Raw genomic sequence first — 14,909 nt, 5'->3', positions numbered from 1 at the left:
CCTCCGTCGAAGTGTGCAATGAATCACTATTGTGGCACGAATGTTTCGTGGAGGGGCCGGTTTTCTGAAATGGGGGAGGTGGCTTTAGCGTGCGCGCGGTCGCGCCGGGCGTGCTGCGTCTGAGCCATGGTCCGCATCCAATTGACGTTTTTCGCGGACAGCGGGCCTTCCGGGGAGGTGGACTCCCAGGTGCCGTCGTTAGACAGCCACACCACGGCGCCGGTGCGCGGGTCGAGAATATAGGTCACGCGGCCGTCGGTTTTGATGTTGTGGTGGTGCTGGCAGAGGTTGACCAGGTTGCTCGCGGCGGTGGCCCCGCCGTCGCGGAAGTCCTTGCAATGGTCTTTCTGACATCTGATGGCGGGGATGCTGCAGTCCGGATACCGGCAGCAGCCGTCCCGGCCGTTGAGGAAGGCCTTGATATCCTCCGGGGTCTGGTAGTTCGGGCTGTGCTTCTCGGCCGCGGCCGCCATGTCGCGCCGGTGGTCGGATTTTTCGGCCATGCGGTTGGCGGTGTCCGCGTCGACCCAGCCGTAGCCGTCGATGAACCCGCCACTGTCCGGAAGGTCTTGGGCCATGAACATGTTGAGGACGACGCGCGGCGAGCCGTACTTGCCTAGGACGAGGCCGGCCAGCGCTTTGGCCGAGCTGACGTTGTTGTCCTCGGCGACCTTCCGGATGGCCGCGTCCATGGCGGCGGTGGTTTCCGCGTCGTATTCCGCGACGATCTCGCCTCGGTTGGCGCCGACGGGCCCGGCGGAATAGTGCGGTGGGGGCGGTTCGTGGGAGGGCTGGGTAAATTCCAGTTCCGCTTGGACGAGACGGTTGAGCTTCCGGCGGAGGTTTTCGTGGGGGGGCAGGGCCTGGGCGGGCTGCGCTGGGGTGAGGTAGCTGGTAATTCCGGCGTCGATCCGCGCGAGCGATTCAGGCGCTGGGGCGGTGCCTAGCTTGTTGAGTACGGAATCAATGAGGGTGAGTTGCTTGAATTCGATGTGGTGAAGGGTTTCGACTAGTTGTTTCAATTCTGGCAAGGTGTCGAGCCGTTCCAGACTCTCGCAATAATCCCGGGCGTGCCCGAAGGAGACGCCGGTTTTTAGGGCTAAACGTTTGATGGCGAGCTCGTCATCTTCGCTGCGAGCAGGGCGGAGGTCTTGCCAGAGGTGGTAGTGGTTGCGGCGGTAGGTGGTGCAGGCGGTAGCAGTCGGACAGTAGGGAGTGTTGACGGTGTAGTAGGGCTGCATTATTCCCCCGATAGTAAGTTAGCTAATTTGTTCTAAGTAACTTGAATAATACTCGCCTGGCTGACATTGTGCTACCTAGGTAGCAAAAGTGTTCGAATATTTATCCGAAAAAGGAGCCCAGGCGGGATGCCTGGGCTCAGGACTTAGACTCCGATGTTGCCGTTATCCTTCCACACGACGACGACAGCCGGGCGCGGGTTGGAGTTTCCACCGTCCGGCCAGTGGGAAGAGGGCTCGTCGAAGGCGGCCTCGTCGTCCTCGCCCGGGTGCTGCACGTTGACCATGACGCGCTCGTCGGTGACGATGGGCCCGCAGGTCTCCGCCCCGGTCGGGACGGTGAGGAAGCACTTGAGCTCGCCGCGGGTCTCGCCTTCCGTGGTGACTGCGTACAGGCCGTCGTTGGACTCCAGGGCGTTGCCGTCGGTGGAGATCCACAGGTTGCCGTGGGAGTCGAAGGCCAGGTTGTCCGGGCAGGAAATCGGGGAGACCTTCTCCTTGTCGAAGCCGCCGAAGTAGGAGTCCGCGGTGGCCGGGTCGCCACAGACCAGGAAGAGGTTCCAGGTGAATTTTTCCCCGGCGTGGTCGTCGGAGATCTCCATGACCATGCCGTTCTTGTTCTCCTTGACCGGGGCCCATTCCTTCGGGTCCTCCTGATTCTTCTCCGCGTCCTCGCCGGTGGCGCCGCGGTAGGAGTTATTGGTCAGGGCGGCGTAGACCTTGCCGGTCTGCGGGTGGATGTCCACGTCCTCCGGGCGGTCCATCTTGGTCGCGCCCACCTTGTCGGCGGCCTCGCGGGTGAAGATGGCGACCTCTTCGGCGCTGAAGCCGTCCACGTGGGACTCGGCCTTGTCGCCGTCCACGGTCAGCAGCTTGTTCCACACGCCGGTGCCGTCGAACTTGCCGTCCTCGGGCAGGACGCCGGAGCCGTCGATCTCCTCCTCCGGAGAGTTGCCCTTCAGCTCGGCGACGTAGAGGGTGCCGTTGTCCAGGATGGTCATGTTGTGGCGGGTGTCGCCCTCCTTAATCTTGCGGGAGGAGACGAACTTGTAGATGTACTCGAAGCGGGCGTCGTCGCCGGAGTAGGTGACCACCGTGCCGTCTTTGGTCACGTGCACGTTGGCGGCCTCGTGCTTGAAGCGGCCTAGGGCGGAGTGCTTGATGGGGGTCGACTGCGGGTCGAGCGGGTCCAGCTCGATGACGTAGCCAAAGCGGTTCGGCTCGTTCGGGGTCTTGGAGATATCGAAGCGGTCGTCGAAGCGCTCCCACTTGCGCTGGGAGGGCTCGTCCTCGAAGCCGAAGCGATCCAGGGACTTCTGCGCGCGCTCGTCGTCGACCTTGGCGTTGGCGAAGTAGGCGTCGAAGTTCTCCTCGCCGGACAGGATGGTGCCCCACGGGGTAACGCCACCCGAGCAGTTGGCCATGGTGCCGGAGATGGTGGTGCCCTCCGGATCCTTGTCCGTCTTTACGTACTTAGACCCAGCCGCCGGGCCGGTCAGACGGAAGGGCGTGGTCAGGGTGATGCGGCGGTTGAGCGGGCCGAACTCGCGCTTCAGGTTGCCGCCTTCGGCCTTGGAGACCTCCAGCACGGTCAGGCCGTGGTTGGCCCAGCCGATCTTCGCGTGCTCCTCGGTGGGGTTCTCTGCGTCGTAGTCGGGGAACATCTGTGGCTCGGTGGTGTATTCGTGGCTGCAGACGTAGACCAAACGCTCCGGGTCGTTGGGGTGGTCCACCAGGCCGGCGAAGTCATTGTTGAAGCCGAACTGCTTCTCCGCGTCCTGGGAGGTCTGGTTGTGGACGTCGAATTCCGGCGCGCCCTCGATGACCGGATCGCCCCAGGCGATGAGCACGGACTGCTGGTAGCCCTCTGGCACGACGACCTCGTCCTTGGTGTTGGGCTCGACCGGCTCGAATTTCATGCCTTCGGCGGAGGTCAGCTCCACCTCAGCCTCCGTGGTGGTAGAAGAAGCGCCGCCGGCGTTTTCTTCCGGGGCCGAGCAAGCGGCCAGGGCGGCGCTGCCGCCGACGGCGACAACACCCAGGCCGCCGGCGCGCAGCGCGGTGCGGCGGCTGAACTGATCGCCGAAGTACGGGTTGGTGGTGGGGTTGTCCGCCTCGCCGAAGCAGGCGTTGCCGCACTTGTAGGTGCAGGTCAGACTGGAACGGGAGGAGGTGAACAAGGAACTGAGAAGGTTGCGGCCCTTTAGTGCCATGGGTGAATGCTCCAAATTCGATTACAGAAAGTCATGGAAAGTTGCGCCTAGAACTTAGTTCGGTGAGGTAACTAAGGAGTGAGGTTCACGTTGCTAGTGGACGACGTTTTCATGAAGTGCGGGTTAACACCGCGGCTGATGGCATGCGGTATCCTGTTGGGCGTGAGCGAGCAAAAGAAGAATGAGACCCCAGACATCCCGGAGCAGCTACGGATCCGCCGCGACAAGCGCGCCCGCCTGCTCGCTGACGGCACCGAGGCTTACCCGGTGTCGGTAGCCCGAACCACTTCCCTGGCCGACTTGCGTGCCAAGTACCGCGTGCTGGTTGAGGACGAGGCCGCCGGTTCGGAAGAAGGCGTGACCTACCTGGCGGTAGGGGAGGAGACCGAGGACGTAGTCTCCATCGCCGGGCGCCTTATCTTTATGCGCAACACCGGCAAGCTGTGCTTCGCCACGCTGCAGGACGGCGACGGCACCCAGGTGCAGGCCATGCTCTCCCAGGCCGAGGTGGGCAAGGAACGCCTCGACGCCTGGAAGCAGGACGTCGATCTGGGCGACTTCATCTCCGTGACCGGCCGGGTTATCTCTTCCCGCCGCGGCGAGCTGTCCGTGATGGCCACCGAGTGGACCATGGCCTCGAAGTCCCTGCGCCCGCTGCCGGTCTCCTTCGCCGACATGGCCGAGGACACCCGCGTGCGCCAGCGCTACAACGACCTCATCGTGCGCAAGGAGGCGCGCGACAACGCCATGATCCGCATCAAGGTCGTCCGTGCCCTGCGCAACTACCTGGAGTCCCAGGGCTTCAACGAGATCGAGACCCCGATGCTGCAGACCCTGCACGGGGGCGCGGCGGCACGCCCGTTCGTGACCCACTCCAACGCGCTGGACATCGACCTTTACCTGCGCATTGCACCCGAGCTGTTCCTGAAGCGCGCCGTGGTCGGCGGCATCGATCGCGTCTTCGAGATTAACCGCAACTTCCGCAACGAGGGCATCGACAAGTCCCACTCGCCGGAGTTCGCCATGCTCGAGACCTACGCGGCCTGGGGTGACTACAACGACTGCGCCCGCACCACCCGGGAGTCCATCCAGGCGGTGGCCCAGGAGGTCTTCGGCTCGCAGAAGGTCACCCTGGCAGACGGCACCGAGTACGACTTCGGCGGCGAGGAATGGCCGGAGATTGAGATGTACCCCTCGCTGAACGAGGCGCTGGCGCGGAAGTTCCCGGGCCAGCCGGAGGTAACCATCGACTCCTCCGTGGAAGAGCTCAAGGGTATCGCCGACGTCATCGGCCTCGAGGTCGGCACCGGCTGGGGCCACGGCAAGCTGGTGGAGGAAATCTGGGAGGTGCTCTGCGAGGACCAGCTCGAGGGCCCGATCTTCGTCAAGAACTTCCCCGTGGAGACCTCCCCGCTGACCCGTTCGCACCGCTCCCAGCCCGGGGTCACCGAAAAATGGGACCTCTACGTGCGCGGCTTCGAGCTGGCCACCGGCTACTCCGAACTCATCGACCCGGTCATCCAGCGCGAGCGCTTCGAGGATCAGGCCCGGCTGGCCGCCGGCGGCGACGAGGAGGCCATGGTTCTGGATGAGGACTTCCTCGCCGCGATGGAGCAGGGCATGCCGCCGACAGCCGGCACCGGCATGGGTATCGATCGCCTGCTGATGGCTCTGACCGGCCTGGGTATTCGCGAGACGGTCTTGTTCCCCATCGTCAAGCCTGAGCAAAGCTAAAAGGCTTTTTGCGCAGACCAGTGAAATGCGGCTAATATCTCTGGTCTGCGTTTTTATTTTAGCTTTTTCTAAGGGGGACCTCAGGTGAAAGATGCCGCATTGAGCCGGGAAGTTGTCAGCAACCTGGTGGTATTGGTGCTCGCCGCCACCATCATGATTCTGAACGAGACGTCGCTATCCGTCGCCCTGCCGTCCATCATGGCGGACTTTTCCATCCCGGCTACTTCCGCTCAGTGGCTGACCACGGGCTTCATGCTGACTATGGGCGTGGTCATCCCGACCACCGGCTTCCTGCTGGAGAGGCTGACCACCCGGCAGATCTTCGGGATCGCCACCGGGCTCTTCCTAGTCGGCACCGTCGTGGCCGCGCTCGCGCCCGTCTTCGCCATCCTGTTGCTCGGGCGCGTCATCCAGGCCGCGGGCACGGCGCTCATCTTGCCGACGCTGATGACGGTCGCGATGACCCTGGTCCCGCCGCAGCGCCGCGGCACCGTCATGGGGGTCATCTCCGTGGTCATCGCAGTGGCGCCCGCGCTTGGCCCCACGGTCGGCGGCGCCATCCTGAACACCTCCAGCTGGCACTTCATCTTCTGGTGCATGGTACCGCTGCTGGTGCTGGTCCTGGCCGCGGGTATCAAGCTGCTGGCTAACGTGGGTGACCACCGTGACACCCCGTTGGACGTGCCCTCCGTTATCCTTTCCGCCCTGGCCTTCGGTGGCTTGGTCTACGCGCTGTCCTCCATGGAAAAAGCCGTGGAGGGCGCTGCCACCCTGCCGCTTATAGTCGGGATCGTGGGCGTCGTCGCGCTGGTGGTCTTCGTGCGACGGCAAAACCGCCTGGCCCGCGAGAACCGCGCGCTGCTGGATTTTAGCCCGTTCAAGGTGCGAAACTACACCCTGGCCGTGGCCGTGATGCTGTTGTCTTTCGGCCTGATGCTGGGCTCGGTCACGGTTCTGCCCATCTACTTGCAGTCCGCGCTGGGGGTGTCCGCCCTGGTCACCGGCCTGGTGGTCATGCCGGGCGGACTGCTGCAGGGCGTGATTTCTCCGTTCGTCGGGCGCATTTTCGATGCCCGCGGGCCGCGCCCGCTCCTCATCCCCGGATCCATCATGTTCGCCGCCGGCGTCTGGCTGATGACCCTTCTGGGCCAAGACAGTAAGGTCTGGATGGTGGTGGGCATGCACGTGCTCTTCGCCGTGGGCATGGGTATGATGATGACCCCGCTGATGACCACCGCGCTGGCCTCCCTGCCCAACGAGTACTACGGGCATGGGTCGGCCATCATGAACACGCTGCAGCAGCTGGCCGGCGCCACGGGCACGGCCTTCCTGGTGGTCTTTCTGACCCGCGGCACCCAGGCCGGCCGAGACGCCGGGATGGACGTGGCGGCCGCTACCTCCCAGGGCACTTCCTGGGCGTTCCTTTTCGCCGGCGTGGTTTCCCTCGCCGTGGTGGCCTTGGCCCCGCTGCTTAAGCCAGTGCGCGGGGCGAAGGCTTAAAAGGTGGCGAAGTTTTGCACCGCGTAGTACGTCCCGTCGTTGGCCCGGGCGATCCCCACCCCTAGATCAGTGAAGTCCGGGTTCAGCATGTTCGCGCGGTGCCCAGGGGAATTGGCCCACTGGTTGACGAAGGTCTGCGGGTTGTTGCCGGTGGGCTGACCGGCGATGTTTTCGCCCGCGCTGCGCCAGCCGGTCGGGTAGCTTTGCGCAAACTTTGGGCGGTGCTTGAAATCGCCGGTGCGAGCGACGGTCTCGGCCCAGTCCTGGGCGAGATCGTTGAGCGCGGCGTTGGCCTTGACCGGGGCAAGGCCGTTCTGGGCGCGGAAGTTATTGGTCGCGTCGATGAGCTGCTGCTGGCTGAAGGTGCCGGAAGCAGAATCAGAAGCGGACGGAGACGGAGATGGTGACGGGGCGGATCCGATCGAGCTGCCGGAGGAGATGCCGCCGATGATCACCCCGATGATGGTCAGTAGGGACAGTACAGCGGAGATAATCTGCTGAATATTGAAGTTAAACCTTGGCATGGTGAGGGGTCCTGTTCGAGAGAGCGGTAGGGCTTACACTTGTAACTTTAAGTTCTTTGACAGCCTTTTGCAGCTGTTAGTACATTTTCGGCCGAAATAAGGCACATCGGTACCCCCACTCCGGGAACGGTCGTGGCCCCGGCATAAAACAGGTTGTCAATCTTTTTGGACTTCGCGCGCCCCCGAAAGAAGGCGGACTGGAACAAGGTGTGCGCGGGACCGATAGCCCCGGCGGAGAGCGAATGGTAGCGGCTGACAAAGTCGGCGGGGCCGATGGTGTGCTGGGTCAGGAGGCGGTCGTGCAGATCCGGGATCTCCGCCCACTCGGCCAGCTGCTGGAGGGCCCGGCTAGCGATTCCGGCTACCTTCGCCGATTCCTCCCCGTAGGCGCTGCCATGGCCGAGGGCGGCATCGGCGGCGGTGGGCACCAAGATGAAGAGGTTTTCGCACCCTTCCGGGGCAACGGAAGCATCGCTGGCCGAGGTCTTGCAGACGTAGATGGAATTCGATGCGCCGCCTTCTCGGAAGACGGAGTCGAAGTCCGGGTCCCAGTCGCGGCTGAACAGCAGGTTGTGGTGGGCCAGTTCGGGGAGCTGTCCGCGCACGCCGGCCAGCACGAGCACGGTCGAAAGCCCCGGGTCGCGGCGGGCGAAGAACCTATCGGAAAAGGTCCGCTGGTGGGCGGGCACCAGGTGGGTCTCCGTGTGGTGGAGGTCGGCGGCGGAGACCACCAGGTCCGCCGGCAGCGTGCCGCGGTTCGTGGTGACGGTTGTCGCGTGTGTGCCGTGCGTGACGATGGCGGTGGCCTCGGTCTCCCACTGGAAGCGCACGCCGAGTTTGGTGGCGATGGCCAGGAGTGCGTCGATGATCGCGGCGAAACCGCCTTGCGGGTAGCGCACGCCCTGGGTGAGATCGGCGTGGCTCATCAGGGAGTACAGTGCCGGGGCGGCGGCTGGCTCGGTGGACAGGAAGACCGCCGGGTAGGTCAGCACCTGGCGCAGCAGGGGATCGGTAAAGCGCGAGCCGACGTAGCTTTCCAAGGATTGGCCAAGAAGTGCGGCCAGGCGCGGCAGGCGGCGCAGGATATCGGGGTGCGTCAGCTCCAGCGGGTTACTGAACGTGGTGTAGAGGAAGTGCTTGAGCGCCACCTGGTAGGTGTCGCTGGCGGTGGCCAGGTAGTCGCTAAGGCGCGCGCCCTGCCCGGGCGAGCGTTGGTCGAAAAATTCGATCACGGTGTCATCGATGTCGGCGGCGCGGCCGGCTTCGTTGAAAAGCCGGTAGGCGGGGCTAAGCTCGGTGAGCTCGAAAAAGTCGCTGGTTCGGTAGCCCAGCCGGCCGAAGAAACGGTCGAAGGCCTCGGGCATCAGGTACCAGGACGGTCCGGTATCCCACTGGAAGCCGGAGTCGGCGAATCTCCCTGCCCGGCCGCCCGGCCCCGCGAGGCGGTCGACTACGGCCACCTGAAAGCCTGCGTCTTGCAGGAGGCAGGCGGTGGCCAGGCCGGACACGCCGGCGCCGATAACAACGCAGTTGCTCATGCTTTCCTCCAGAGGTTAGCGGCCAGGATCTGGGCCTTGCGGGGCGTGGGCACGCGGATCCGGCGCGAGCGCAGCTCGTCGACGCTCGCGCTGTCGATGCGCTCGTTCAGCTCCGCGAACAGCCCCGTCGCGGCGAGAACTCCCCTCCGTGCGCTGGGCGGCAAGAGCAAGGCGGCGCGGCGCGCGCGGGCGAGCTCGGTGCGGATCTCCGCGCACCACTGCCGCTTGGTGTCCGCGTCCAGCTGCCGGAGGTAGTCCCGCCCCAGCCAGTAGGTGTCCTCGGCCAGATCCCGGAGGAAGTTGACCTTCTGGAAGGCCGATCCCAAGGACTGCGCCCCGTCGGCCATGGTGGCCTTGTCCTCTTCGCTAGGGTTATGGCCGACCAGGAAGATGTCCAGGCATATCAGGCCGATGACCTCCGCCGAGCCGTGGATATAGCTTTGCAGGCTCGCCGCGTCATGCGGGGCGGGGTCGAGGTCCCTACGCATGGAGGCAAAGAAGGCGCGGAGGTGGTCCTCGCTGATCTGGCAGCGGCGTTGCGTGTGCGCCCACGCGTGGAGGACGGGGTCGGTGTGGAAGGTGGCATCGGCAGCGTGGACGACCTGTTCCTCGTAGCCGTCCAGCAGGGCGCGGATGTCCGGGGTGTGCGCCTCCGCTGCTGCGCCGTCGACGATCTCGTCAGCAATGCGCACCACCGCGTAGAGGGCCTGGATATCGCGCCGGATCGGGGCGGTAAAGAGCCGGGTGCTCCACGAGAAACTGGTGGAGTAGTAGCTGATAATGCGGCCCGTGGATTGGCTGGCGGCGGCGTGGTAGTGCTGGAGCGCCGAGCGGTGGGAGATGTTCACTACGCCTTTCAGAATTGGGCTTTTCCCTAAAGCCTAGTGCGGGCTATTCCACCCCGCTAAATTCCGCTGTTCGCTACCGGCGTACAGCCTTTTGACCTGTGTAAAGGGTGTTAATTGAGGCGGTGTTGTGAAAAGTGAGAATGGAGGCTGGGGAAAGCGCGTTAGAGTGGATAGAGAATTTAGGAGAAACCACAAGGGGTAGATAGCAGATGTTCGAAAGGTTTACTGACCGTGCCCGCCGCGTCATTGTCTTGGCGCAGGAAGAGGCACGCATGCTCAACCACAACTATATCGGCACCGAGCACATCCTTTTGGGCCTTATCCACGAGGGTGAAGGCGTAGCCGCCAAGGCGCTGGAGTCCATGGGGATTTCCCTGGAGGACGTGCGCCGCGAGGTCGAGGAGATCATCGGCCAGGGCACCCAGCCGCACACCGGGCACATCCCGTTTACCCCGCGCGCGAAGAAGGTCCTGGAGCTGTCCTTGCGTGAGGGGCTGCAGATGGGACACAAGTACATCGGTACTGAGTTTCTGCTGCTGGGCCTTATCCGCGAAGGCGACGGCGTCGCCGCGCAGGTGCTGACCAAGCTGGGCGCGGATTTGCCGCGCGTGCGTCAGCAGGTTATCCAGTTGCTGTCCGGTTACGAGGGCAACAACCAGGAAAACGACAACAGCAACAAGGGCGGCGGCCCCGTGGGCGCTGGTGCCGGCGGGCGCGGTTCCCAGGGTAGCTCCGGGGAACGCTCCAACTCCCTGGTGCTGGACCAGTTCGGCCGCAACCTGACCCAGGCTGCCAAGGACGGCAAGCTGGATCCGGTCGTGGGCCGCGAGTCCGAGGTCGAGCGCATCATGCAGGTGCTTTCGCGTCGCACCAAGAACAACCCGGTGCTCATCGGTGAGCCCGGCGTTGGTAAAACCGCCGTCGTCGAGGGCCTGGCCCTGGACATTGTCAACGGCAAGGTCCCGGAGACCCTGAAGGACAAGCAGGTCTACTCCCTGGACCTGGGTTCGCTGATCGCCGGTTCCCGCTACCGCGGCGACTTCGAGGAGCGCCTGAAGAAGGTGCTCAAGGAGATTAACCAGCGCGGTGACATCATTCTGTTCATCGATGAGATTCACACTCTGGTCGGCGCCGGCGCCGCCGAGGGCGCTATCGATGCCGCCTCGCTGCTCAAGCCGAAGCTGGCCCGCGGCGAGCTGCAGACCATCGGTGCGACCACGCTGGAGGAGTACCGCAAGCACATCGAGAAGGATGCGGCGCTGGAGCGCCGTTTCCAGCCGGTGAAGGTGGAAGAGCCCTCCCTGGACGACACCATCAAGATTCTGAAGGGCCTGCGCGACAAGTACGAGGCGCACCACCGCGTCTCCTACACCGACGACGCCCTGAAGGCTGCCGCATCCCTGTCGGATCGCTACATCAACGACCGCTTCCTGCCGGATAAGGCGGTGGACCTGCTGGACGAGGCTGGTGCCCGCATGCGTATCAAGCGCATGACCGCCCCGGATTCCGTACGCGAGGTCGACGACCGGATCGCCGAGGTCCGCCAAGAGAAGGAAGCGGCCATCGACGCCCAGGACTTCGAGAAGGCCGCCGGCCTGCGCGACAAGGAGCGCCAGCTGGGCGAGGAGCGCGCCGAGAAGGAAAAGCAGTGGCGCAACGGCGAGCTGGAGGACATCGCCGAGGTCGGCGAGGACCAGATCGCTGAGGTGCTGGCGCACTGGACCGGCATCCCGGTCCTCAAGCTCACGGAGAAGGAGTCCTCGCGGCTGCTGCACATGGAAGAGGAGCTCCACAAGCGGATCATCGGCCAGGACGAGGCGGTCAAGGCCGTCTCCCGTGCCATCCGCCGCACCCGCGCGGGCCTGAAGGACCCGCGCCGGCCTTCCGGTTCCTTCATCTTCGCCGGCCCGTCCGGCGTGGGCAAGACGGAGCTGTCGAAGTCGCTGGCTAACTTCCTCTTCGGTTCGGACGACGACCTCATCCAGATCGACATGAGTGAGTTCCACGACCGCTTCACTGCCTCCCGTCTGTTCGGTGCCCCTCCGGGGTACGTCGGCTACGAGGAGGGCGGCCAGCTCACGGAGAAGGTCCGCCGTAAGCCGTTCAGCGTCGTTCTCTTCGACGAGATCGAGAAGGCCCACAAGGAGATTTACAACACCTTGCTGCAGGTCCTCGAGGACGGCCGCCTGACCGACGGCCAGGGCCGCGTGGTGGACTTCAAGAACACCGTGCTGATCTTCACCTCGAACTTGGGTACCCAGGACATCTCCAAGGCCGTGGGCCTGGGCTTTACCGCCGACGCCGCTTCGGATCAGGACGCGCAGTACGAGCGGATGAAGGCCAAGGTTAACGACGAGCTGAAGAAGCACTTCCGCCCGGAGTTTTTGAACCGTATCGACGAGGTCGTGGTCTTCCACCAGCTCAACGAAGAGCAGATCATGGAAATGGTCGACCTGCTCATCGGCCGCGTGTCCAAGTCCCTGCAGGAGCGCGACATGGACATCGAGCTGACCGAGAAGGCCAAGCGCCTGCTGGCCAAGCGCGGTTTCGACCCGGTGCTGGGTGCGCGTCCGCTGCGCCGCACCATCCAGCGCGAGATCGAGGATCAGCTCTCGGAGAAGATCCTCTTCGGCGAGATCGGGGCTGGCGAAATCATCAGCGTCGACGTGGAGAACTGGGACGGCGAGTCCAAGGACAACTCCCAGGCCACCTTCACCTTCAGCCCGCGCCCGAAGCCGCTGCCGGAGGGCACCTTCGAGCAGGAGCTGGACGAGGACGAGGTCCGCGAGAACGAGGAGCCGGAGCAGATCACCGCGGATACCCTGCCGGAGACCCCAGAGGTCTCCGAGGGCCACGGCGACGAGGACGGCCCTGCCGGAGCCGGCCAGCCGATGTAATCAGTCGCTGACGTGAGAAAAGCAGCCTCCCGCGGGAGGCTGCTTTTTCGTGCCTTCATATCGCTTCCTTGAAGTGAGTTAGAATCACTGGCATGGGATTGCAATACCGTTCACGCAAGAAGACCGGCAAGAACAGCTGGATCAACTTCTCCGGCCGCGGGGCCTCGGCCTCGACCAAGATTGGCCCGGTGACGTTCAACTCCCGCGGCGGGTTCTGGGTGAACCTGCCGGGCGGGCTCAACTGGCGGGGACGCTGGCGCTAAAGTGACCCCGCCGCCGTACGAAAAGCACCGCCGCATGGGCGTCGAGGCCGACGTGGTCTTGCGCCTGGGAATGTTGCTCATGGGGGCGGGCACGTCGGGCTACCGTGTGCTGCGCGGGATGAAGCGCGCGGCGCGGGCGCTCGGCTTCGACCGGCTGGATGCCACGGTCGGGCTCACGCAGATCACCTGTACCTTCCACCGGGGCGAGATTTTCCGCACGGTCATTTCCCGGCAGCACTCGCCGGCGGTGGATGCCTCCCGGATTGAGGCCATCGAGGATCTGACCCGGCACCATCTGCATTTTGGGATTACGGCCGAGGAGCTATCCGAAAAACTCGACCAGATCGAGCACAACGTGCGCAAGCGCTGGAACGGCTGGGTGCTCTCCGCCGCCGCGGCCGTGGCGTGCGCGGCTTTTGCGCTGCTGAATTTCTTTCCCTTGGCCGCGGTAGGGATCGTCGCCTTGGCCGCTTTCAGCGGCCAATTCGTGCGCCATTTCGTGCTGAGCAACCACGTCCACCAGATTGGCGGCATCGTCGCCGGCGGGGCGACGGCCAGCCTGGTCTTCTTCCTTGTTACCGAGCTCGTCGGCGCCCTGGGACTGGCCGACCCAGGCGATTTTTCCTCCGGCTACGTGGCGGCAGTGCTCTTTTTGATCCCGGGCTTTCCGTTGTTCTCCGCGCTGATTGATATCGCGCGCTTCGACTTCGACGCCGGTATGGTGCGCTTGGCTTATGCTTTCACCGTCATTTTCGCCGCCACCTTCACCGTGGCCATGGTCAGCTGGCTTACTGACCTGAACCCGGCCCCGCCGGTGCCGGCTACCGATGCCACCTGGTACACCATGGCTGTCTTGGCCAGCTTTTTCGGCATCGCTGGCTTCGCCTTCCTGTTTAATTCCTCCCGCCGGATGATTCTGGTAGCCGCGGTGGTGGGCACCGTGGCGAATGCGGCGCGGCTTTTCCTGCTGCACCTGGGGACCACGGGGTATTTCGCGGCGTTTTGCGGCGGGCTGGTCATCGGCCTGCTGGGTGCGCTGGCCTCCCGGAAAGCGCGGCTGCCGCGGATTACCACGACGGTGCCAGCCGCGGTCATCATGATCCCCGGGGTGACTATGTTCCGGGTGGTCTACTACCTCAACGAGGGGCAGATGGAGCAGGCCCTGGCCAACCTGGCCACCAGCATGATGGTGGTCGCCTCCATCGGGGCCGGCCTGGTCTTGGCCCGGCTATTCACGGACCCGGACTGGGCGCTGACCCGGCTGATCGACTTTTCCGTCCGGCCCTAGCGCGGCAGGTGGAACAGGCCTTGCTCGTTTTGTTCGGCGAGCCCGTCGGCCAAAAGCGAGGCCAGCGCTCGGGCGCGTTGCGGGGCGTCCGGCCAGACGACGTCGATGTCGGCCTGGGGGACGGGGGCATCGGCAGCGCGCAGTACGTCCATGATTTTGCCGCGCACCTGCCGGTCGGTGCCGGCGAATTTCTGGACCCGCTTCTTGGCCTTGGTCAGCTCCTCCGCGCTGGGGCTGGGGCAGCCGGCCGCCTGCCAGGCGCAGGTAGCTTTTAACGGGCAGGCGGGGCAGTCCGGGGACTTGGCGCGGCAGACTAGCGCGCCTAGTTCCATCAAGGCCACGGAGACGGTGGGGCCATTATCTTTCGGCAGGAGCTCGGCGACTTGGTCCAGCTCCCTCTTCGACGGGTTGGGGGCTAGGAAATTGCCGTTCTCGGCGCGCTCAACCACGCGGCGGACGTTGGTGTCTACCACCGGGACGTTGTGGCCGTAGTGGAAGCAGGCCACCGCGCGGGCGGTGTAGTCGCCGATTCCCGGAAGGCCCAGTAGGTCGTCGACGTCGTCGGGGACCTCGCCGGCAAAGTCGTCGCGAACTACCTGCGCGCACTCCCACAGGCGCAGCGCGCGGCGCGGGTAGCCCAGCTTGCCCCAGGCGCGCAGGACCTCGTCCCGGCTGGCGGCGGCGAAGTCGGTAGGGGTGGGCCAGCGGCGCATCCACTCCTGCCAGACCGGCGCGACCCGGGCCACGGGGGTCTGCTGGCTCATGACCTCGCTGACTAACACGCCCCACGCGGTCGTCGACGGCGCCCGCCAGGGCAGGGGCCGGCGGGCGTGGGCGAACCAATCGAGCAAAGCACCAGTATCCAT

Annotated in this window: 11 protein-coding genes; 5 read left to right on the top strand and 6 right to left on the bottom strand. The window is 64.7% G+C overall.

Annotated features, from left to right (window positions below; all coding sequences use genetic code 11):
* Nucleotides 1-26: 26 nt before the first annotated feature.
* The gene (locus HMPREF3067_RS05200) at nt 27-1,241 is read right to left on the bottom strand and encodes an HNH endonuclease signature motif containing protein (RefSeq protein WP_070768662.1); all 1,215 of its coding nucleotides are present in this window, start codon (nt 1,239-1,241) and stop codon (nt 27-29) included.
* A 143-nt stretch (nt 1,242-1,384) separates the two neighbouring features.
* Nucleotides 1,385-3,451 carry a PhoX family protein gene (locus HMPREF3067_RS05195; RefSeq protein ID WP_070768661.1) on the bottom strand — a complete coding sequence of 689 codons (2,067 nt, stop codon included), beginning with the start codon at nt 3,449-3,451 and terminating at the stop codon, nt 1,385-1,387.
* Between the two features lie 162 nt (nt 3,452-3,613).
* On the opposite strand from HMPREF3067_RS05195, the gene lysS reads away from it, so the two are divergent.
* Both lysS and HMPREF3067_RS05185 read left to right on the top strand, forming a co-directional pair.
* Nucleotides 3,614-5,185, top strand: coding sequence for a lysine--tRNA ligase (gene lysS, locus HMPREF3067_RS05190; RefSeq protein WP_070768708.1), 1,572 nt, complete (start codon nt 3,614-3,616; stop codon nt 5,183-5,185).
* An 84-nt stretch (nt 5,186-5,269) separates the two neighbouring features.
* Entirely contained in the window at nt 5,270-6,685 is a 1,416-nt protein-coding gene (locus tag HMPREF3067_RS05185) for an MDR family MFS transporter (protein ID WP_070768660.1), read from the top strand.
* Here HMPREF3067_RS05185 and HMPREF3067_RS05180 read toward each other — a convergent pair.
* Genes HMPREF3067_RS05180 through HMPREF3067_RS05170 form a run of 3 tightly spaced genes read right to left on the bottom strand, consistent with a single transcriptional unit; the run spans nt 6,682 to nt 9,595 of the window.
* A complete protein-coding gene (locus HMPREF3067_RS05180) occupies nt 6,682-7,209 on the bottom strand; it encodes a CAP domain-containing protein (protein WP_070768659.1) in 528 nt (175 codons plus the stop codon). The two genes, HMPREF3067_RS05185 and HMPREF3067_RS05180, sit on opposite strands and share 4 nt — an antisense overlap.
* A 47-nt stretch (nt 7,210-7,256) precedes the next feature.
* A complete protein-coding gene (crtI, locus tag HMPREF3067_RS05175; RefSeq protein ID WP_070768658.1) occupies nt 7,257-8,747 on the bottom strand; it encodes a phytoene desaturase family protein in 1,491 nt (496 codons plus the stop codon).
* Complete coding sequence (locus HMPREF3067_RS05170) at nt 8,744-9,595, bottom strand: phytoene/squalene synthase family protein (RefSeq protein ID WP_246819241.1); 852 nt, start codon at nt 9,593-9,595, stop codon at nt 8,744-8,746. Before HMPREF3067_RS05170 ends, crtI begins: the two co-directional genes overlap by 4 nt.
* A 209-nt stretch (nt 9,596-9,804) precedes the next feature.
* Between HMPREF3067_RS05170 and HMPREF3067_RS05165 the strand changes: the two genes are divergently transcribed.
* The 3 genes from HMPREF3067_RS05165 to HMPREF3067_RS05160 all read left to right on the top strand — a co-directional run bounded on the left by HMPREF3067_RS05165 (nt 9,805) and on the right by HMPREF3067_RS05160 (nt 14,043).
* Nucleotides 9,805-12,492: an ATP-dependent Clp protease ATP-binding subunit gene (locus HMPREF3067_RS05165; RefSeq protein WP_070768657.1), complete on the top strand. Its 2,688-nt coding sequence runs from the start codon at nt 9,805-9,807 to the stop codon at nt 12,490-12,492.
* Nucleotides 12,493-12,584: 92 nt separating this feature from the next.
* The gene (locus tag HMPREF3067_RS11225; protein ID WP_141759328.1) at nt 12,585-12,755 is read left to right on the top strand and encodes a DUF4236 domain-containing protein; all 171 of its coding nucleotides are present in this window, start codon (nt 12,585-12,587) and stop codon (nt 12,753-12,755) included.
* Nucleotides 12,756-12,789: 34 nt separating this feature from the next.
* Nucleotides 12,790-14,043: a threonine/serine exporter family protein gene (locus HMPREF3067_RS05160; protein ID WP_070768706.1), complete on the top strand. Its 1,254-nt coding sequence runs from the start codon at nt 12,790-12,792 to the stop codon at nt 14,041-14,043.
* Here the strand turns inward: HMPREF3067_RS05160 and HMPREF3067_RS05155 are convergent.
* Nucleotides 14,040-14,909 carry an HhH-GPD family protein gene (locus HMPREF3067_RS05155; RefSeq protein WP_070768656.1) on the bottom strand — a complete coding sequence of 290 codons (870 nt, stop codon included), beginning with the start codon at nt 14,907-14,909 and terminating at the stop codon, nt 14,040-14,042. The genes HMPREF3067_RS05160 and HMPREF3067_RS05155 overlap by 4 nt on opposite strands.

Origin of the sequence: Corynebacterium sp. HMSC04H06 (assembly GCF_001815935.1) — a bacterium.
In the GTDB taxonomy this organism is placed as follows: domain Bacteria; phylum Actinomycetota; class Actinomycetes; order Mycobacteriales; family Mycobacteriaceae; genus Corynebacterium.
Note: the sequence above shows the minus strand (reverse complement) of the source record. Positions and strands in the feature narration are given on the sequence as shown.

What these genes read in the sequence shown, in the direction of transcription:
- HMPREF3067_RS05200 (WP_070768662.1), bottom strand. Translation starts at nt 1,241, where the DNA reads ATGCAGCCCTACTACACCGTCAACACTCCCTACTGTCCGACTGCTACC.
- HMPREF3067_RS05195 (WP_070768661.1), bottom strand. Translation starts at nt 3,451, where the DNA reads ATGGCACTAAAGGGCCGCAACCTTCTCAGTTCCTTGTTCACCTCCTCC.
- HMPREF3067_RS05180 (WP_070768659.1), bottom strand. Translation starts at nt 7,209, where the DNA reads ATGCCAAGGTTTAACTTCAATATTCAGCAGATTATCTCCGCTGTACTG.
- crtI (WP_070768658.1), bottom strand. Translation starts at nt 8,747, where the DNA reads ATGAGCAACTGCGTTGTTATCGGCGCCGGCGTGTCCGGCCTGGCCACC.
- HMPREF3067_RS05165 (WP_070768657.1), top strand. Translation starts at nt 9,805, where the DNA reads ATGTTCGAAAGGTTTACTGACCGTGCCCGCCGCGTCATTGTCTTGGCG.
- HMPREF3067_RS11225 (WP_141759328.1), top strand. Translation starts at nt 12,585, where the DNA reads ATGGGATTGCAATACCGTTCACGCAAGAAGACCGGCAAGAACAGCTGG.
- HMPREF3067_RS05160 (WP_070768706.1), top strand. Translation starts at nt 12,790, where the DNA reads ATGGGCGTCGAGGCCGACGTGGTCTTGCGCCTGGGAATGTTGCTCATG.
- HMPREF3067_RS05155 (WP_070768656.1), bottom strand. Translation starts at nt 14,909, where the DNA reads ATGGATACTGGTGCTTTGCTCGATTGGTTCGCCCACGCCCGCCGGCCC.